The organism is Enterococcus plantarum, assembly GCF_001730295.1.
In the GTDB taxonomy this organism is placed as follows: Bacteria; Bacillota; Bacilli; order Lactobacillales; family Enterococcaceae; genus Enterococcus_L; species Enterococcus_L plantarum.
In genome coordinates this window covers 25,776-46,494 of record NZ_MIKA01000013.1, presented here as the reverse complement: position 1 = coordinate 46,494, position 20,719 = coordinate 25,776, and the positions used below count along the sequence as shown (strand labels likewise).

The window sequence follows — 20,719 nt, the reverse complement described above, 5'->3', positions numbered from 1 at the left end:
ATTTGCGGTTTTTGTGGTATAATGCATGAGGACTTACACAACAAGTTTGAAAGAGGTGAGGTAAATGAGTTCATTTAAACAATTTCAGTTCAACGATTTTATCATGGAAGCATTAGCAGATAAAGGGTTTGAACAACCAACAGAAGTACAAGAAAAATTGATTCCAGTGATTACAAAAGGCAAAAGTGTCATCGGTCAATCCCAAACAGGAAGCGGTAAGACCCATACATTTTTATTACCTTTGATGAATAAAGTAAATCCTCAATTGGATGAGGTACAGATTTTGATCACGGCACCTAGTCGTGAGTTAGCGAACCAAATTTATCAAGAAGCGATCCAAATCGCAAAATTCAGTCAGCCTGAAATTCGTGTGACAAATTTTGTAGGTGGAACGGATAAACAACGACAAATTGCTAAATTAAAACATCAGCAACCACATGTGGTTATTGGGACACCAGGTCGTATTTTAGACTTGATGAACGAGCAAGCGCTAAAAGCACATACCGCATTTGCTTTTGTTGTCGATGAAGCTGATATGACGCTGGATATGGGCTTTTTAGAAGAAGTGGATCAAATTGCAGGACGTTTGCCTAATAAACTACAAATGTTAGTTTTCTCTGCGACGATTCCAGAAAAATTGAAACCTTTCTTGAGGAAATACATGGAAAACCCAGTTATAGAGCATATTCAACCGAAAAACATCATCTCGGAGACAATCGATAATTGGCTGATTTCTACAAAAGGAAAAGATAAAAATCGTTTGATTTACCAATTATTAACGATTGGTCATCCGTATTTAGTGATTATATTTGCTAATACGAAACAACGTGTGGATGAAATCACTGATTATTTAAAAGATCAGGGCTTAAAAGTAGCGAAAATCCATGGCGACATTTCTCCGAGAGAACGCAAGCGTGTCATGCGCCAAGTGCAAGATCTCGAGTTTCAATATGTGGTAGCAACTGATTTAGCTGCACGTGGAATCGATATTGAAGGCGTTTCTCATGTGATCAATGCGGAAGTCCCAAGTGATTTAGATTTCTTTATTCATCGTGTCGGTAGAACGGGACGAAACGGATTGGATGGAACAGCGATTACACTTTATTCGCCGGCAGACGAAGAGGCGATTTCTGAAGTGGAACAATTAGGAATTGAGTTTCATCCAAAGGAAATCAAAAATGGTGAAATGATCGATACTTATGACCGTAATCGAAGAACCAAACGTGAAAAATCAAAAGATGCTTTGGAAGATCCGACCTTGATTGGGTTGGTCAAAAAGAAAAAGAAAAAAATCAAACCAGGCTATAAAAAGAAAATTGAATGGGCAATTTCTGCTAGCAATAAGCAAAAACGCAAGGTAGAACGCCGTCAGCAAACTCGGACAGCGAAAAAGTCTAAAAAAAATAGTTATAAATAATAGTAAGCAGCGAGATGAGTAGTTCATCTTAGCTGCTTAATTTTTTGATCATTTCTACGCAGACAATGCCATCTTCTAGATACTCTTTAGAATTTATTGAGTAATTTAAGGCTTGATAAAAAGACAAAGCAGTTTTTTCAGCAGAAAGAATACTATATTTAAAGCCATCTTTCATAGCTTTATCTTCTAAAAGCAGCAATAAATTTCTGCCAAGGCCTTTGCCACGATATTCTTTTCTTACACAAAAACGATCTGGTTGAATCGTGTCATCGTCTTTTTTTTGATAACGAATCGTTGCAACGGCAAGTGACGCTTCATAAACAACGAAATAATTACGCTCTTCTATATCTAGTTCATCAAATTCATTCTGTAATGAAATTCCTTGCTCTAAAACAAAAACATCATAACGTAGTGCAAAGGCTGCGGCTTGGTGCCAGCGTTCACAACCAAAGTGAGTATGCATATAATTCCTCCAGATAATATTCTTATAGAATGTTTCATTCAATGGTATACTTAATCATAGCAGATAGTTTTGATGTCATCTAGCTTTAGTGACTAGCTCTGTTGTTAACATACGAGGAGGGGTTAGCTTGGATCTGTTTGAACAAATTGAGTGGGCAAATTGGAAAAACTTAAAAGATGCTGAAAAAGAAGCACTTTTACACCAATTATTGATGTATTTTGTTCCACCTACAATAGAAATTAATTCAATGGAACTAGTAAATTTTGAGCTCTATGGCATTAAATGCCGTACATTTGAATTAGAATTAGATGGTGAACTATTTATTTTTATTCCTGGAAATAAAGAAGCAATCCTCGGCTGGGATTTAGGCGCAGAAGGGTTACGACCTCATGAATTGTTAGGTTTTGATGCGGCGCATTTTGCCAAGAACACCTTTAAAACCACGCTGACAAATGAAGCCATCGATTCTGTCGCTCAGTGGACTGAAAAAGAATCGACGGATGAGTTGACTTCCTTGGAAGGCATTTCAGCATACATAAACAAACATACAACAGACTTAAGAAAAGTTAAGATTCCTGCGATGATAGTTCAGAAATATGCCTTACCAGCAGGGACAGAGTTTTTAGGGATCTTTGATACAGTCACAGGGACCTTTGAAGGAGAAATTGAGCAGTATGTTCCCTATGAAAAAGAGATTTGCGAAACATTCTTTCCAAGACTGTCCGCTGCCGAAAGCCTCAGTTGGTCATTTCCTAAAACTATGTTAATAAAAAATAAAGTGTATTTGGAATTTTTGCCTGAATCAGATTATTATTTCGTCTATAGTCATTCAGATTGGACTCATGATGAATTGAAGCATGCTCTTAAGCGTGAGGGTTTTGATTTATTATCAGAAGATCAGTGGGAATATGTCGTTGGTGGGGGGACTCGACGCTTATTCCGTTGGGGCAATGAGTTATTACTCCAAGAGAATGAGTCTGGTCGGCAAATCAAAAATAAGATGGATGGCGCCAATATGTTTGGATTAATGATTCCTACGGAAAAAAATCGTTTTGAGCTAACGGATGATCGAACAATTGTTAAATTAATGAAGCAATCAAAAGATAAAACGCATTTGATTGAAAAAATGTTGCCTTTATCAAGCTATTTTCGATCTTCAAACCCAGTATCTCTCAATCAAAAACTAGATCCGAATGATTATCTATATCGAAAAGTAATCAAAGTTGAGGGATAAATTGATCTAAGTAGATTGAATGATCGTAATCAACAATGAAAAAAAATGAATCCATTGACATTTTTTTGAAACTTCATTATAATTTGTAAGGAAACTAAAGGATATGGTTCGTTTTCTCGTGCTTACAGAAAGTTCTTCATTGCTGAAAGAAGAATAGCTCAAAAACGTAATTGCTCCCTTTACGTCATTTTTGATAGAAATATCAACGCTACTCTGCGTTATAGAGTTTAAGAGGTAATGAATGGTTCAAGTGATTTCATTGCAAACAAGGTGGTACCGCGATTTTTCGTCCTTGTATTGCAGTGAGTATCACTTTTTTTATTGCTTAAGATCAACTAATCCAGTGAGGAAAGTAGGAATCGAACAATGAAACAATTATCAAGTAGTCAAGTTCGTCAAATGTATTTAGATTTTTTCAAATCAAAAGGACACTCTGTGGAGCCGAGTGCTTCGTTAGTGCCTGTCAATGATCCAACCTTATTATGGATCAATTCAGGTGTTGCAACATTGAAGAAATATTTTGATGGCTCAGTCGTTCCAGAAAATCCAAGAATCACGAATGCGCAAAAATCGATTCGTACCAATGATATTGAAAACGTTGGGAAAACAGCGCGTCATCATACCATGTTTGAAATGTTAGGGAACTTCTCGATCGGTGATTATTTTAAAACAGAAGCAATCCATTGGGCGTGGGAATTTTTAACGTCTCCTGAATGGATGGCCTTTGATCCTGAAAAATTATATGTCACAGTTTACCCAAAAGACACCGAAGCAAAGCGGATTTGGCATGAAGAAGTCGGGTTATCAATGGATCATATCATTGATATTGAAGATAATTTTTGGGATATCGGTGCAGGGCCTTGTGGTCCAGATTCAGAAATCTTCTACGATCGTGGTGAGTCGTTTAACGATGTTGCCGAAGATGATCCAGAAAATTATCCTGGTGGTGAAAATGAACGTTATTTAGAAATTTGGAACTTAGTATTTTCTGAATTTAACCACCAAGCAGATGATACCTACGAGCCGTTACCTCATAAAAATATTGATACGGGCATGGGCTTAGAGCGTATGGTCTCCATCGTTCAAAATGCACCGACGAACTTTGAAACAGATTTATTTATGCCAATCATACATGCAGTAGAAAAATTAAGCGGACGAGTAACCTATGGCCAATCACCGCAAACGGATATTTCATTTAAAGTCATTGCTGACCATATCCGTGCATTATCGTTTGCAATCGGTGATGGAGCGTTACCATCAAATGAAGGTCGTGGCTATGTCTTGCGTCGTTTATTACGTCGTGCGGTTATGCATGGCAAAAAATTAGGAGTTAACGAAGCTTTCTTGTACAAACTAGTTCCGGTAGTTGGCGAAGTAATGGTAAGTTATTATCCAGAAGTACTACAACAAAAAGAATTTATCGAAAAAGTTGTACGCACAGAAGAAGAACGTTTCCATGAAACAATTAATGAAGGATTAGATATTTTAAATGAGTTGATTGAAAAAGTAAAAGCGACCAAGGAAGATACGTTAAATGGAAAAGATATCTTCAAATTGTACGATACGTATGGTTTCCCTGTGGAATTAACAGAAGAAGTTGCAGAAGATTCAGGCTTGAAAGTAGATCATGCTGGATTTGAAAAAGAAATGGAAGCTCAAAGAACACGGGCTCGTTCTGCTAGAAGTAAAGCAACATCAATGGGTGTTCAATCGGCTGTTTTAACGGATATTAAAGTTGAAAGTAAATTTGTCGGGTATAGTCATTTAGAAGGGACAAGCAAACTTTTAATTATTTTAAAAGAGGAAGAAATTCTTAGCGAGCTTTCAGAAGGGACAGCTCAACTGATTTTTGCTGAAACGCCTTTCTATGCAGAAATGGGAGGACAAGTTGCCGATCACGGAACAATCAAAGATCAAAATGGCACGATTGTAGCTCAGGTAGAAAATGTCTTAAAAGCACCAAATGGCCAATTCTTACACACGGTTCAAGTGACTGGAAAACTAGTTGAAGGTGCAATGTACGAATTACATGTAGATGAAAAAATGCGCAATCGTATATTGAAAAATCATACTGCGACGCATTTACTACACCGCGCATTAAAAGATATTTTAGGGGATCATGCGAATCAAGCAGGTTCATTAGTTGCTCCAGGACATTTACGTTTTGACTTCACTCATTTTGGTCAAGTGACAGCAGAAGAGTTAGTTCAAATGGAAGCGATCGTTAACGAAAAAATCTGGGAAGCAATTCCTGTTGAAACAGTCGAAACAGATATTGACACAGCGAAAAATATGGGTGCTATGGCTTTATTTGGTGAAAAATACGGGAAAGAAGTCCGTGTTGTCAATATAGGTGGCTATTCAATCGAGCTTTGTGGAGGGACGCATGTAACAAATACAGAAGATATCGGTATTTTCAAAATCGTTTCTGAATCAGGAATCGGTGCCGGTGTTCGCCGAATCGAAGCTGTTACAAGTAAAGAAGCGTATGAATTAATGAATGAAGAAGAAAAACAATTAAAAGCAATTGCAGGAATCGTTAAATCACCTCAATTGAAAGAAGTTGTGTCAAAAACGGAACAATTACAACAACAATTACGTGATTTACAAAAAGAAAATGAGCAACTGGCTGGCAAATTAGCCAATCAACAAGCTGGTGACATCTTTAAGGAAATCAAAGAAGTTGCTGGTACAACGTATATTGCCGCACAAGTAAACGTAAAAGATATGAATCAATTGCGTCAGTTAGCGGATCAATGGAAACAAAAAGAATTGTCAGATGTCTTAGTTTTAGCAACAGCGCAAGAAGACAAAGTCAGCTTATTAGCAGCGATGTCTAAGGCAGCGAACGAAAAAGGTCTAAAAGCTGGCGACTTGATCAAAACAATTGCACCAAAAGTAGGTGGTGGCGGTGGTGGCCGTCCAGATATGGCACAAGCTGGTGGTAAAAATCCAGCAGGAATCAGTGATGCTTTGAAAGAAGTCGAAAACTGGTTGTCAAAATAAAATGAATAGCAGAGGTTCGGATGTAGCTGGAAGAGTTAGATCCGAACCTCTTTTTTATGATAGAGCACAAACCAAGAAATCGATCTGTATTGGAAGGATCAGAAAATGTGGAAACACTTAGTGAAAACAGCAAAGGAAGAAAATTTTTATTTGCAGAAATGAAGTCGATGATACTTGGATTAATATCAAAAATCAGTTGATCCTCACAAAGTAGGCACCTAGCTGTAGTAGAAAAAATGCGCCAAGAAACACCGTTGAAAGCAACGCTTTTTGGATCGCAATTATTCAATTAAAATGAAGGAGGGCGCTAAATATAAGGCAAAAAAGCTGATTGTTGTACTATGTTTGTATCAGCTAAATCATTTAATTGAGCTGAAAAAGAAATTGTAACTAAATTCCTTCTTTCAACGTTTTCAACCTGATTTTTGAATGGTATAATAACCACGGAGGAATATGTCAAATGAATGAAAATCAATTATCAAAACGTTTAGCACGTGTGGGAGAATTAGTTCCTGAACAAAGCCGTTTAGCAGATATCGGTTCTGACCATGCGTATTTACCAGTAGCATTAGTTTTACAAAAGAAACTTAATTTTGCGGTGGCGGGGGAAGTCGTAACAGGTCCGTATGAAGCAGCCAAAAAACAAGTGAAGAAAAATGGTTTGACAGATCAAATCGTTGTTCGCTTAGCGGATGGTTTAGATGCTATAGAGAAATTAGATAAGATCACAGCTGTTACAATTTGTGGTATGGGAGGTGTCTTGATTCGTGATATTTTAGATGCAGGTTGGAATAATCAGCGTCTTCAAGGAAATGAACGTCTTGTTCTACAACCCAATATTGGGGAGAAACCATTGCGTGATTGGTTGACAGTGCACGGGTACACCATTATAGAAGAAGATATTTTAGAAGAAAATAATAAAATTTATGAAATAATTGTAGCTTCTAGACAAGAGGTAAGAGTCGCATACTCAGAAAAAGAGCGACTTTTCGGCCCTATTCTACTAAAAAAGCAATCACCTATTTTTCAAAAAAAATGGCAAGGAGAATTAAAACAGAGAGAAACCATTTTAGCACAATTAGCTAAAGCAGCTGGAGATCAACAAGCAAGAATACAACAAATAGAAAATGAACTCACTGAAATCAGGGAGGTTTTGCAAAATGAGTCTTGATGGGCCTGTTTTTATTGAACGTTTTGAAGAGTATTGTCCGCAGTGGCTAGCTGAAGCAGGTGATCCTGTAGGGTTACAGATTGGAACAGTGAATAAAAAGATCGATCGAGTGATGGTGACACTGGATGTTCGACCGGAAGTAGTTGCTGAAGCAATCGAAAAAAACGTTGACTTGATTATCGCCAAGCATCCCCCTATTTTCAGACCAGTCAAACGGTTAGATACAAATGATTTACAAACCAACATGTACGCTGATTTATTAAAACATGATATTGCTGTTTTTGCAGCGCATACGAATATGGATATTATTGATAATGGCTTGAATGACTGGTTTTGTGAATTGTTGGGGATTCAAGATACGAGTTATCTAACGAAAACGCATACGATAGCATATAAAAAATTAGCTGTTTTTGTACCTGTAGATGATGCAACAAAGATGCGTAAAGTGCTAGGTCAAGCAGGTGCAGGACTTCAAGGGGATTATATCAATTCAAGTTATTCATTGATTGGAACAGGACGATTCACACCAACGGTTGGTGCGAATCCAACAATTGGCTCGATTGGCAAAGAAGAAGCAGTACAAGAAGCAAAAATCGAAGTGATATTCCCAGAAACAATCGAAGAAAACGTCATTCAAGCAATGTTGGAGGCACATCCTTATGAAGAACCAGCATATGATGTGTACCCAATAGAAAATATCACTAAAGAATACGGTTTGGGCCGAGTTGGAAACTTAAACAAAGCAGTCTCTTTAAAAGAGTTTGTTTCCTCTATAAAAGAAACCTTTGATTTAGATGGTCTGAGAATTGTAGCTGAAGATGAGAACAAGCGGATTCAACGCGTTGCAATTTGTGGGGGCAGTGGTGAAAAATTCTTCCGAGATGCCCTTAAAAAGCAGGCAGATGTTTATATTACAGGAGATGTCTATTATCATACTGGGCATGATATGTTAACAGAAGGATTAACTGTAATCGATCCAGGGCATTATATCGAACAATTATGCAAACCGAAGTTGGTCGAACTATTCAATCAATGGAAAAAAGATTATAATTGGGATATAACCTTTATCGAATCAGAAGTAAATACGAACCCGTTTAAATTTAGATAATGTAGAAAGAAGGAACCGACGAATGTATGAAAATTTATTGCCACGTTTTTTACGCTACGTAAAAACAGAAACACGCTCTAATCCAAAAAGTGAAACAACGCCTTCAACGCAAACGCAAGTTGATTTTGCCCAAACGCTAAAAAAAGAGTTGGAAGAAATTGGTATGAGCGATGTTGTATATAACGAAACAAATGGTTTTGTGTTGGCTACTTTACCGAGTAACGTAGACAAAGAAGTTCGTTCAATCGGCTTTATTGCTCATATGGATACAGCAGATTTTAATGCGGTAAACGTTAATCCACAAATTATTGAAAAGTATGATGGTGAGTCAACAATCAATTTAGATAGCGAAGGGAAATACACGTTAAATACGAAGGATTTTCCGAACTTAAAAAACTATGCCAATCAAACGTTAATCACCACAGATGGTACGACGCTTTTAGGTGCCGATGATAAATCTGGGATCGCCGAAATTATGACAGCTATGGAAATTTTGATTAAAAATCCCTCAATCAAACATGGAACGATCCGAGTAGCTTTTGGTCCTGACGAAGAAATCGGTGTTGGAGCGGATAAATTTGATGTAGCGCAATTTAATGTTGATTTCGCTTATACAATGGATGGTGGTCCAGTGGGTGAATTACAATATGAAACATTCAACGCAGCACAGGCTGAAGTAACGATACAAGGGAAAAATGTACATCCAGGAACAGCCAAAGATACGATGATCAATGCGCTACAATTAGCAATCGATTTTCATAACCAATTACCGCAAAATGAAGTTCCTGAAAAAACGGAGGGTGACGAAGGATTTTTCCATTTAGCACAAATGAGTGGAACGCCAGAAGAAGCGCAAATGACGTACATCATTCGTGATCATAATCGTGAAAAATTTGAAGCACGGAAAACATTGATTCGTAACATTCAAGAAATCATGAATCAGCCATTTGACCATGAACGAGTTCAGATTGATTTGTTTGATCAATATTACAACATGGGGGAAATAATCGAGAAAGATATGAGCATTATTGAATTAGCGAAAAATGCGATGATCGAGCTTGATATCGAACCATTAATCGAACCTGTCCGAGGCGGAACGGATGGCTCTAAAATTTCATATTTAGGTATTCCAACACCTAATATTTTTGCTGGTGGCGAAAATATGCATGGTCGTTTTGAGTTTGTCTCATTACAAGCGATGGAAAAAGCAACGGATGTTATCGTGAAAATTGTAGAATCCAACGCAAAATAAAGGAAATCACTATTCATAATTGTAGTAAAATTTAAAAAGAGGGAGTAATGTTACAGGTAGTGACTTACTTCCTATTTTTCTGTCAGAGCAGGATGAGCCCGCTATACTTTAAATTTTAGGAGGAACTTAAATGGAAAATGTAATGATACTTTTTAATAAAACATCTGGTAAAGATAAAGGCAAAGAATTAGCCGAACAGTTTGTAGACTATGCCAAAAATCATGGTCAAACAGACACGCATTTTCTATTAGAACAAGTTGGTCCAGATTGTGATAGTCAAAAGACCGTTAAAAAAGCAAAGACTGAAAATATCGATACACTAATCTTTATCGGTGGTGATGGTACGATCAATCATAACGTTGAAGACTTTCAAAAAGAATTACCACATCTAAATGTTGGATTATTGCCTGGTGGTACTGTTAATAATATGGCAAGGGTTTTGGGGATCCCGCTAAAATTTGAAGCAGCCGCTGATGTGATTTTAGGTGGAGTAACAAGAAAAATCGATTATGGCATGATCAATCAAAAAGTCATCGTTAGCACCATGACGATCGGTATTTTAGCAGATACAGCGGCTCGAATTAGCCAAAAAGAGAAACAAAAATATGGTAAACTTATTTTTATTAAAAACTTTTTCAAATTACTCGCAAAGAAAAAACGTTATCGGTTAGAAATCAAAACAGAAAAAGAGCAGTGGCAAGGGAAAACACAGCTTGTTACCGTGACGATGACTAATTCTGTGGGTGGCTATACGAATTTTGATAATTCAGCATCTCCAGATGATGGTTTGTTTCATCTAACGATTTTACCAAAATTAAACTTTTTTAAACTAGCTTTTTACCTACCCAAAATTATTTTAGGCAAAATCTATGAACTTCCTGGAATCAAGTATATGACGGCAGCTGAAATAACCATTAAAAGCTTGAGCGAAAAGAAAGTTGGGACTCGTGTCGATGGAGATCCAAGTGAGGATCTACCGATTCAAATGAATGTTATTAAACACGGCTTGACCGTATTTGTTCCAGAAGAACAAGTGTAAATTTTTATGAAATGATCAAATTAACGTTACATGACTTGGTCTTTCAATATGTTCCATTAAGAGACTAAAAGTTGGAGGAAAATCAATGACAGGTTTGTTGAAACATTTGCCATGGGTGTATTTGCTCATCGTAAATTTGGTTGAATTTTTTGTGATGTATCTTGATAAACAACGAGCTAAAAGAAGAAAATGGCGGGTTCCTGAATTTGATCTTTTGTTTATAGGGTTGATAGGTGGAGGAATGGGCGGCTTACTCGCGCAACAACTTTTTCATCATAAAACGAGAAAATTACGCTTTTATTTTTTCTTTATCTTTGGTACACTTGTAGCTATTGCAATTAGTTTTGTTAGTTATAAAAGATAATCGTGAATTTAAATTTAGTAAGGAGAGACTATGAAAAGCAATTCAAAAACAAAGGTTTTCCTGAATATCGGCTTGTTGGCCATTATTATCGGAGTAATTATTTATGTAATGGATAATTCTCTTAGCGATATATTTGCTCAATTGATGAAAACAAGTTGGATCGTTGTCGCTCTTGTTATTTTGTTAGGTGTCATTTATCAAATTGTTGAAGGTCGCTCTATCAAAGAGATTGCTTCTTATTTTCAAAAGGATTTCTCAACAAAAGATGGTTTTTTCACGTCTTGTTACGTGGCCTTTTATCGTGTGATCTCGTTTGGAACGGGAACATTACTTTCTGAAATTTACTTTTATAAGAAAAAAGGATTGGCCGTTTCTCAAGGAGTCGGTGTAACGGCCTTGCATATGATTATGTATAAAGCTGCTGTTATTTTTTTATCAGTCCTAGGACTGATTGTGCAATTTTCATTATTTTATGAGCATGCACCAAAAATGATTCCGTTCATTTTAGTAGGTGTTGTTTTGACGTTTGTGATTATATTGTCACTACTGATTCTTTCAAGTAGTATCAATCTTCAAGTTTTATTGATTAGTTGGAGTAACAAGCATTTTAAGAGAAAAAAATTGCGAGATTGGGTAGATAAGTGTAATTTGCAAATCTATTCATTGAGAGAAACAGTTCAAACAATTACGAAAGATCGTTCAGCGATGATTCGGATTTTCGGTTGGAATGTAGCGAAGTTACTTTTTTGGTACGTGATTCCATATGTTGTATTGGTTGAAAATCATCCGAATATTGATTTACTGCTAGTTCTTTCTTTTACCAGTTTTTCAGTTATTTTATCGGGAGTATTTCCAACGCCAGCTGGAATTGGTCCATTTGAATTTGTGTATTTATTACTATTTAAACCTTTAGTGGGAACGGTCGATGCAGTGTCTTCTTTGTTATTGTACCGTTTTGGTAGCTTTGTATTACCATTTTTGATTGGGTTTATCTACGTTTTAGTTCAAAAAAGACAAGAGATAAAACTAGGGCTTCATGCTGTTAGAGAAGAAAAAAACGAAGCTGCTGATGAGTAATGCAGCTAAAACGATTAATAGAAGGAGAGTCGGTTGAAACCTTTACGTTTCAACCGACTCTCTTTTATTTGAACAAAAATCTCGTTAGAGTTATTATTATTATGTAAAGAATATATAGGAGAGTGAAAATATGAGTAAAAAAATGACCACAAGTGAAGGACAACCTATTGCCAATAATCAACACTCGCAAACTGCGGGAAAAAGAGGACCAGTATTGATCCAAGATGTTCACCTTTTGGAAAAACTAGCTCATTTTAACCGCGAAAGAATTCCTGAAAGAGTCGTTCATGCTAAAGGAGCTGGTGCTTTTGGGGAGTTTGAACTAACAAATGACATGAGTAATTACACAAAAGCTGGACTTTTTAACGGGGTAGGAAAAAAGACAAGAGTTGCGATCCGTTTTTCTCAAGTTGCTGGGGAATCAGGATATATCGATACGTACCGTGATGTCAGAGGTTTTGCAGTCAAGTTTTATACAGAAGAAGGAAATTATGATATTGTCGGCAATAATACACCAGTTTTTTTTGTTCAAGATCCATTGAAATTTCCTGATTTTATTCATTCTCAAAAGCGCGATCCTAAAACACATTTACGCGATCCGTATATGCAGTGGGATTTTTGGTCTCATTCCCCTGAATCTGTCCACCAGGTAACGATTTTGATGGCTGATCGTGGCATCCCTGCAAGCTACCGCACGATGCACGGATACGGTAGTCACACATTTAAATGGGTTAATGATCAAGGCGAAGTATTTTGGGTAAAGTATCACTTTAGAACCAATCAAGGAGTGAAAAACTTAACAGATGATGTTGCTGCCCAAATTGCTTCTCAAAACACAGATTATTTGATGGATGAACTATTTCAAGCGATTGAAACTGGAGACTATCCTTCATGGAAACTTTGTGTGCAGCTCATTCCATACGAGGAAGGGTTGAACTACAAGTATGATTTATTCGATGTAACGAAAGTCGTTTCACAAAAAGAGTATCCCTTAATCGAAGTCGGTACGATGACATTAAACGAAAATCCTCAAAATTATTTTACAGATGTTGAAGAAATCGCTTTTTCACCAGCAAACTTAGTGCCTGGGATAGAAGTTTCACCAGACAAGTTATTACAAGGAAGACTATTTGCCTACAAAGATGCAGCTCGCTATCGTCTAGGTGTTAATTACGATCAATTACCTGTCAATAAACCACACAATGAGGTCAATAACTATGAAAGAGATGGGTTCATGCAAGGGAATAATCAGGGTGGGGCAGTTAACTATGAGCCAAATAGTGAAGGAGGACCCGTTCAAGACGAATCTGCGGCGATTACGCCATTTGATGTAGAAGGGCAGGCTGGTACGTATGAATATGGACCAGACCACTATACTCAAGCTGGTGACCTTTATCGTTTGATTCCAGAAGATGAAAAAGAACGTTTAGTTCAAACCATTAAATCAAATTTAGGCCAAGTGGACAATCGAGAAATACAGATTTTAGAAATCAAACAATTTTATCAAGCGGATAAAGACTATGGGACAAGAGTTGCTAAAGCGTTGAACATTCCAATAGAGGAAATTCAATAGTAATCTATAGTTTAAACAAATACCATGGGAGTCACTTTGGTCCAGGCGCTCGTTTGAAGGGACCCTTTGAATCTGAGAGTTATTGCTCTTTTATGCTTAGAACAGTTCATTGGTTAAATTTAGTTTTATTCTTAATGGTCAATCTCTAATCTTCATGAGAAAAAAGTAAATAATCTATACAGTAATATATAAGACTGAACCTTTGTTTATCAAGGTTTCAGTCTTATTACATATTAAAGAAAAAGTGAATCATTAAAAAAGATGAATCATTGGATTTTTTTTCTAATAAATTGCTGATAAGATCGATATTTAGGCATGTGAATGCTTGTTTAAAGTCTTAAAAATGATTATGCTTAAAAAGTAATTTTATACTTAATGATGGATAGGAGCTGTTTTGATGGAACAAAAGCAGATGCGGTGGTTTACCGTTGGTCTGATAGCGTTCAACATGGTTTGGGGCTTGGGGAATGTCGTGAATAACTATGCACAACAAGGCATATCAGTTGTAACATCCTGGATCTTGATTTTGGTCTTATATTTTATTCCGTATGCATTGATTGTCGGACAACTAGGTTCAACATTCAAAGATAGTAGTGGGGGTGTCAGTTCCTGGGTTCAAAATACTAGTACGAAGCGTTTAGCGTATTACGCAGCTTGGACATATTGGGTCGTACATATTCCCTATTTAGCTCAAAAACCTCAGTTAGTATTGATTGCCTTTGGTTGGGCAATTCAGGGAAATGGCGATATTGTGAATAATTTTTCAGTTGTAGGTATTACAGTAATCTCGCTTGCCATTTTCTTACTCTTTTTACTATTGTCGACGAGAGGGTTAATGACATTAAAAGTTATTGGTGGCATGGCCGGAACTGCAATTTTTGTGATGTCGATGTTATTCATTCTTTTAGCAATTGGTGCGCCAATGATGAATTCTACAGTTGAATTTGCAACGCCTCACATGGATAAAATCAGTACGTATATTCCTAAATTTGATTTTAGTTACTTTACGACTGTTTCCATGCTGGTCTTTGCTGTTGGTGGAGCAGAAAAGATTTCACCTTATGTCAATTCAATGAGAAATCCAGCAAAAGAATTTCCTAAAGGAATGATTTTTTTAGCGTCAATGGTTGGTGTTTCAGCTGTATTAGGCTCTTTTGCCATGGGTATGTTATTTGCAAGTAATAATATCCCAGAAGATTTAATGGCAAATGGTGCGTATACTGCTTTCCAACTATTAGGTGAGTATTATGGTGTTGGAAATTTATTAATGATCATTTATGCAATCACAAACGGTATCGGACAAATTTCAGCATTGGCTTTTTCGATCGATGCACCATTACAAATCCTTTTAGCCGATGCAGATCCAGATTACGTTCCTGCGGCGTTACGTAAGAGAAGTAAAAAAGGAACGTTGATCAATGGGTATCTATTAACGGGTGTTTTAGTGAGTATTATCATCGTACTGCCAATGTTTGGGATCGACAACATCAAAGAACTAGTGAAATGGTTGACTAACTTGAATTCAGTTGTGATGCCAATGCGTTATTTATGGGTATTCTTTGCTTATATGATGTTAAATAAAGCGTATAAAAATTATTCCTCTGAATATAAGTTTATAAAAAATCCCAAAATCGCCTTTGGTTTTGGGGCATGGTGTTTCTTATTTACAGCGTTTGCTTGTATTTTAGGAATGGTTCCGAAATTTGATTTTGCAGCTGACCCTAAAGCTTGGCTCTTCCAATTAGGTTCTAATATTATCACACCAGTTGTCTTGATTTTACTAGGGATGATTTTACCAGCTATAGCAAGACGTGAAAAAAAGAATGCATAAATCAATCAAAGAGAGTGAAAGGGTCACAACTTTTCGAGTCGTATCTCTCTCATGGAATCCGGATAAACGGTGGGAGCAGAAGTAACCCCTTCGGAAATAAGCTGAAATTGCTGTAAAACACAACAAGGAACAAGTTGATGTTGCACAGTACCTACTTGGTCACAAAAATTTGAAGAACAATTTTCGTAAATTTCCTCTTATTTCTCAGGGTTAAACACTTCTGTCCCATCCTCTTTTTTTCTTTTAAATTGCGGAGTTAAGTATTTTTTAGGTGTTAAAAATATGATTTCGAGCGTTGTTTTTCTTTTAATTTAATATATTTGTAAAAAAATGAGAACATTTTTTTATTTTTATCGGTATAATAGAAGTGGAAGTCTGTTTTTTTTTCTAAAAAAATGATACGATTTAGACAGGAAAAAAATTGAGGAAGTGAGAACAATCAGTAAACGACAACGTCAATCAATAAAAGAAGAAAGATCAACCTATATTTGTAAAGAAGTTGATCCTGATTATCTTGGGCGTGAGATATATGCCGATAATGTGGATACGCCATATTCATTTTATTTAGTTCGAAAATTGAATCTAGCAAAAGATTATCAAAATCTAGCTGAAGGAGAGGCCTTTTTTGATGCAATTTGTGACAGCTGGGATGAAACGGAAGAATTCGAAGAATTAGTCGTTAAAAAGATTTATATGTATGTTGAAACGGAAATCATGTTTTACACCTTATTGATAGGTAGTTTTGAACCAACTAGAAGAGAACTTCGCATGAACTTGAAACAATGGTTTGAAGAAATTGCGCTTGACAAAGAAGAGCATTCACTGGTTTATCGAAGTGAAGCGACATTGAACGCTGGAGAGATACAGGGAATGATGAAGCAAATGCTCGAGACGTCAAATGAGATTTTTCGTCTACGGAAAATGATGAATGATTTAACAGAAACAATCAATCAAGGAAAAGTTGAATGGCATGCACCGAAAAATAATCCGATTATCTCTAGAAGTATTCAGACAATCCATCTTAAAAGAGCGCAACCTTTAGTTGTTGAAGAAGATAGAGACGAAAAGCCAACGATTGAACAGACTGAAGCGGATAAAAGTGTAGATGTCGAGTTTGATTTGATTGATAAGGCGTTAGTTGAAGAAGCTGTCGAACAAGAACCAGCGGAAGAATTAGGCGCAGAAACGGAAAAAAAGTTGCCGAACGAATTGGCGAAAAAACCAATTCAAGAAGATTTCCAAGTAGAAGACGAGCCTACAATATCACAAGACCTAGACGCGGAAAATAACGAAGCACCAAAAAAAGAACGTACTTCAATCAAATTGAAGCGTCAACAACTAGAGACAACAAAAGCAAGTGTCGAGTCGGATGTAAAAAAAAAAACAGAAGAGCAAATTGGTGCGCTTGAACCATTAGATCTGGATTTGTTAGTTTTCAAAAAAAGAAAAACGCAAAAGGCAACGCCAAGCAACTGGCCACGTTTCTCTAAGCAACTGAAATTAAGAAAAAGAATTGTAGCTCCTGCGAGAATTCCAAATTTTTCTAAGAGTGAGATGGAAAACTTAGAAGATGAAATTTATTTGTGTTTTATGAATAAACGCATGCGATTAGGGACAAAGAAAAATAAACCACAGAAAAAAAATATCCTCCGTTCAGAGTTACTTGCTCAAATCAGCCAGGCAGAATATTTAAATTATTCCTGGGGGCAAGTATTAAGACAACGAAAAGAAGATGTCTTGATATGTGGTCGCTTAAGTTGTGGAGAGTTAGTATCTTCTTTAGATGACTTTTTACAAGAAATGCGTGAAATTGCCTACAGTCGTTCGTTGTTTGGTAAAAAAGTTCGCTGTTCAGTTGACTTATTACGTCGCTTAGAAGGATATATTTTAATGGATCAATATATGCAAAACCTAAGCTTGATGCCAGTTGAAAAATAACTACGAGATAGAAAAAAGTGAATTAGATGTTTAAAAGACTAGGGGAAAACTGGATCAGTTTTGCTCTAGTTTTTTTGGTGAGTGTGACAATTCACAGGTCTCTATTTTGCGATACGTTGAAAGACGATCCATTACTGTTTTTATTTAAAAAGGGAGTAGATGATAGCTATTTTAAAAAAACTATATAATACTTATTGGCAGAAATAATTTTATGTATTACACTTTTATAAAAGTACTATCCTATATTTAATAGGTGAATATTTTTAGATAAAGAAAGGGGTTAATTCGTTTGAAATTGTTAAAAATAGGTTTTATTGGTGTGTTTTTATTAGGTGCTACATTTTTTAGTTTTGCTCCTAAATCAGAAGCGGTAGGTGTAGAACACCGTTCCATTATTGGTGTCGATGAACGTTCTAGAGTTTTTGACACCACACTTGCACCTTATCAAAGTACGGTTTATGTCTCATCAAATGGATACATGGGATCGGGTGCTGTTATTGGGAAAAATACTGTATTGACTGCTGCACATGTTGTAAAAAGAATTATGGAAAATCCGACCAAAGCCACTAATTATGTTATTCCTGGGAGAAATGGCGCTACTCTTCCTTATGGAAAGTTCAAAATCAAACAAGTTCACATTCCTCAAAGATATTTGGATAAAGTAGATCTTGACCATGATATTGCTGTACTTACACTTGAAGAAAACAATGGTCACAGTATTGGCGATGTTGTTAAGCAGAATCCAATGGTTCTAACTAATACTGTATCGATTGGAAATACCATTTCAAGTATGGGGTATCCTGGTGACAAACCGTTTGGAACGATGTGGGAGTCCAAAGGAAAAATTATAAGACAATCGACGAATCGCATCGACCATGATATTGATACTGTTGGTGGACAATCTGGTTCACCCATTTTCAATGAAAATCACGAAATAATAGCTGTACATGTTTCAGGCGGAAAATATAATAATTCAAGTGTAAAATTAAACACAGAACATATTGAATTTGTTTTAAAATACATTGGTGATACTTCAAACTAGTCATTATATGCGTTGAAAGGGAAGCAATTATCGACAGATGACGTGATGTAAACAATAGAGCGCCTATAGCATAATGAGGAACAAAATTATAATTATGCATGTAGATGAGAAAAATGCAAAAGACCATTATTCATATAGAAATGAAAGCAATTAGTGAGAATAAAAAAATCCAGGTATCAGTCATATGTGATTGATACCTGGATTTTTTAGAAGAATAGTTATCCTGACCGTCTGTAAATGAATAAGCAAAGAAAAAATTAGCGCTTATTTTCATTCGATAACAGACTTTTATTTTCAGATTATATTCAAAAGTGCTGTCTTTTGGTGAAATAAGATTTCTATTGTATGATTAGAGTATAAAAGCATTGAGTGTATGTATACATAGTTTATGAAACATAATTGGAGGTAATGAATGGTGAAGAAACGTTTAAAGAAAAAAACGACAGATGAAAAAAAATCATTCCTAAAAAAGAGCAAAACGAATACACAACAATATGAAGAAAAAAACGCAAGCTCAGATGAAAAAGAATTTGAATCATTTTTTTCTGAAGTAATAAAAAAATTTCCAGCAAAAACATCAACAGTGATCCTAAATAGTTATGGGAAATCGAAAGATCGTGCTGAAAAAATCTTGGCTAAAAGCAAAACGCAATTCGATAGTATTTTTGATGAATTTTTGGAAGGTGTCGATGAAGAAACGAAAAGAAAATGCCATAAAATAGTCCATGCGGCGTCATTAACAGCTGCTATTATAGGCTGTTCACCAATTCCTTTTTCAGATGCCTTGTTACTTGTCCCTATCCAATTGACTATGATGGCTCGTTTGCATAAATTATTTGGGCAATCTTGGTCTGAAAGTATGGGCAAGAGTATTGGGAAAGAAATTGTTGTCGTAGGGCTTGGGAAAAGTGCAGTTGGCAACTTAATAAAACTTCTTCCAGGTGTGGGAACAGTTGCTGGTGCTGCCATAAATGCTACTGTTGCAAGTTCGATTACAGAAACGCTTGGTTGGGTGACTGTCAAGATGTTAAATGATGGAGAAGATATTTTTGAGCAAACAATGACATTTAAAGGTCAGTTCCAAACATTGTTTAAAGCAGTCCAAAATTCAAGCAAAAAGTCAAAATAGAGAGTACGGATAAAATAATAGATTAGTAGATTTAAAATTTGAAAGAAATTTTTTTAAACAATCAACCATTCACATAGCTTAAGTAGTTGATGATCAAGACGAAGCAATTGCTTTTTACACTTTGATAGAAAATATATCCCCACCTTCTCCCCTCTGATATGTTTCAATTACTGATTTTTAAAGTCATAATCATATTTAGCCACTATAAAAAGCCCCCTAAGTTAGATTTTCTGGTCTAACTTAGGGGGCTCATTTCAGAACTTTGAACGGCTCTTTTTTTATTAGTTTCAAAAGTAGTATATGTTAAAAAGTTCCTTTATAAGCTGTACGTTCAGTTTGACTAAACCATACCAAGTTACGTTATTGATGGTATAATAAAATTTCCAAAAAAATTTTATTGGAGGGAATACCCATGAAAAAGATTATTTTAATCGGCTCAAGTGGAGCTGGTAAGTCAACCTTGGCACTTAGATTAGGTGAGAAGTTAGGTATTGAAGTTTTTCATTTAGATAAGTTACTTTGGAAACCGAATTGGGAAATGACAGATAGAGAATACCAAATTGAAGTACAAAATAATTTGATCATGAAACCTTCATGGATCATTGACGGAAACTATGGCGCAACACTTGGTATGAGAATCAAAGCGGCAGATACTATACTATTTTTAGATAGAAATAGATATGTATGTATTTATCAGATTTTGAAAAGAGTAAAAAAATTTAACGGTTTGACCAGACCTGATATGCAACCGAATTGTCCTGAGAAGTTTGATTTAAGTTTTTTAAAGTGGGTATGGAATTTCCCGAACAAACAAAAGGTTGAGATTCTTGAAGAGATACAAAACCTTCCTAAAACTAAAAAAGTAATAGTTCTAAAAACTAAAAAACAGATTCAACTTTTTTTAGACGAGCTATAAAAAATCAAAAGAATCATTCTAACAACTAATCAAGAATGATCCTTCTTTTGATAACCAGAAAAGAAACGAATGTGACAGTTGGACAGAACTAAGATAACCAAAACATCTTCACTACCAAACCTTTCAAACTAATACTAAAAAAAAAGTTCATTTTGTAGT

16 protein-coding genes and 1 pseudogene are annotated in these 20,719 nt (G+C 35.9%); 15 read left to right on the top strand and 2 right to left on the bottom strand.

Features of this window, described 5'->3' with window-relative positions; translation table 11 throughout:
• Positions 1 to 64 precede the first annotated feature (64 nt).
• Positions 65 to 1,417 carry a DEAD/DEAH box helicase gene (locus BCR22_RS07085; RefSeq protein ID WP_069654250.1) on the top strand — a complete coding sequence of 451 codons (1,353 nt, stop codon included), beginning with the start codon at positions 65 to 67 and terminating at the stop codon, positions 1,415 to 1,417.
• 28 nt (positions 1,418 to 1,445) lie between these two features.
• On the opposite strand, the gene BCR22_RS07080 is transcribed toward BCR22_RS07085, so the two are convergent.
• Positions 1,446 to 1,880, bottom strand: a complete 435-nt coding sequence (locus BCR22_RS07080) for a GNAT family N-acetyltransferase (RefSeq protein WP_069654249.1) — start codon at positions 1,878 to 1,880, stop codon at positions 1,446 to 1,448.
• A 127-nt stretch (positions 1,881 to 2,007) separates the two neighbouring features.
• Between BCR22_RS07080 and BCR22_RS07075 the strand changes: the two genes are divergently transcribed.
• The 10 genes from BCR22_RS07075 to BCR22_RS07030 all read left to right on the top strand — a co-directional run bounded on the left by BCR22_RS07075 (position 2,008) and on the right by BCR22_RS07030 (position 15,535).
• Positions 2,008 to 3,114: a DUF7278 family profilin-like fold-containing protein gene (locus BCR22_RS07075; RefSeq protein WP_069654248.1), complete on the top strand. Its 1,107-nt coding sequence runs from the start codon at positions 2,008 to 2,010 to the stop codon at positions 3,112 to 3,114.
• A gap of 366 nt (positions 3,115 to 3,480) precedes the next feature.
• Entirely contained in the window at positions 3,481 to 6,120 is a 2,640-nt protein-coding gene (alaS, locus tag BCR22_RS07070) for an alanine--tRNA ligase (protein ID WP_069654247.1), read from the top strand.
• A 460-nt stretch (positions 6,121 to 6,580) separates the two neighbouring features.
• Positions 6,581 to 7,291 carry a tRNA (adenine(22)-N(1))-methyltransferase gene (locus BCR22_RS07065; protein WP_069654246.1) on the top strand — a complete coding sequence of 237 codons (711 nt, stop codon included), beginning with the start codon at positions 6,581 to 6,583 and terminating at the stop codon, positions 7,289 to 7,291.
• Positions 7,281 to 8,399: a Nif3-like dinuclear metal center hexameric protein gene (locus tag BCR22_RS07060; protein ID WP_069654245.1), complete on the top strand. Its 1,119-nt coding sequence runs from the start codon at positions 7,281 to 7,283 to the stop codon at positions 8,397 to 8,399. Before BCR22_RS07065 ends, BCR22_RS07060 begins: the two co-directional genes overlap by 11 nt.
• Before the next feature lie 22 nt (positions 8,400 to 8,421).
• Positions 8,422 to 9,651 carry a peptidase T gene (gene pepT / locus BCR22_RS07055; protein ID WP_069654244.1) on the top strand — a complete coding sequence of 410 codons (1,230 nt, stop codon included), beginning with the start codon at positions 8,422 to 8,424 and terminating at the stop codon, positions 9,649 to 9,651.
• A gap of 130 nt (positions 9,652 to 9,781) precedes the next feature.
• Positions 9,782 to 10,690, top strand: a complete 909-nt coding sequence (locus tag BCR22_RS07050; protein WP_069654243.1) for a diacylglycerol/lipid kinase family protein — start codon at positions 9,782 to 9,784, stop codon at positions 10,688 to 10,690.
• An 85-nt stretch (positions 10,691 to 10,775) separates the two neighbouring features.
• Complete coding sequence (locus BCR22_RS07045; RefSeq protein WP_069654242.1) at positions 10,776 to 11,054, top strand: DUF1294 domain-containing protein; 279 nt, start codon at positions 10,776 to 10,778, stop codon at positions 11,052 to 11,054.
• A gap of 30 nt (positions 11,055 to 11,084) precedes the next feature.
• Positions 11,085 to 12,131: a lysylphosphatidylglycerol synthase transmembrane domain-containing protein gene (locus BCR22_RS07040; protein WP_069654241.1), complete on the top strand. Its 1,047-nt coding sequence runs from the start codon at positions 11,085 to 11,087 to the stop codon at positions 12,129 to 12,131.
• 130 nt (positions 12,132 to 12,261) lie between these two features.
• Positions 12,262 to 13,704, top strand: a complete 1,443-nt coding sequence (locus BCR22_RS07035; RefSeq protein WP_069654240.1) for a catalase — start codon at positions 12,262 to 12,264, stop codon at positions 13,702 to 13,704.
• 397 nt (positions 13,705 to 14,101) lie between these two features.
• On the top strand, positions 14,102 to 15,535 hold the full coding sequence (locus BCR22_RS07030) for an amino acid permease (RefSeq protein ID WP_069654239.1): 1,434 nt from the start codon (positions 14,102 to 14,104) through the stop codon (positions 15,533 to 15,535).
• A gap of 49 nt (positions 15,536 to 15,584) precedes the next feature.
• Here BCR22_RS07030 and BCR22_RS15930 read toward each other — a convergent pair.
• Positions 15,585 to 15,764: pseudogene (locus BCR22_RS15930) on the bottom strand (hypothetical protein).
• 200 nt (positions 15,765 to 15,964) lie between these two features.
• Here BCR22_RS15930 and BCR22_RS07025 point away from each other — a divergent pair.
• The 4 genes from BCR22_RS07025 to BCR22_RS07010 all read left to right on the top strand — a co-directional run bounded on the left by BCR22_RS07025 (position 15,965) and on the right by BCR22_RS07010 (position 20,560).
• Entirely contained in the window at positions 15,965 to 17,473 is a 1,509-nt protein-coding gene (locus tag BCR22_RS07025) for a hypothetical protein (RefSeq protein WP_069654238.1), read from the top strand.
• Positions 17,474 to 17,762: 289 nt separating this feature from the next.
• Positions 17,763 to 18,515, top strand: a complete 753-nt coding sequence (locus BCR22_RS07020; RefSeq protein ID WP_240485863.1) for a trypsin-like serine peptidase — start codon at positions 17,763 to 17,765, stop codon at positions 18,513 to 18,515.
• Positions 18,516 to 18,927: 412 nt separating this feature from the next.
• Positions 18,928 to 19,644, top strand: coding sequence for a YcjF family protein (locus BCR22_RS07015; protein ID WP_069654236.1), 717 nt, complete (start codon positions 18,928 to 18,930; stop codon positions 19,642 to 19,644).
• Between the two features lie 412 nt (positions 19,645 to 20,056).
• Complete coding sequence (locus tag BCR22_RS07010; RefSeq protein ID WP_069654235.1) at positions 20,057 to 20,560, top strand: DNA topology modulation protein; 504 nt, start codon at positions 20,057 to 20,059, stop codon at positions 20,558 to 20,560.
• The last annotated feature ends 159 nt before the right edge of the window (positions 20,561 to 20,719 follow it).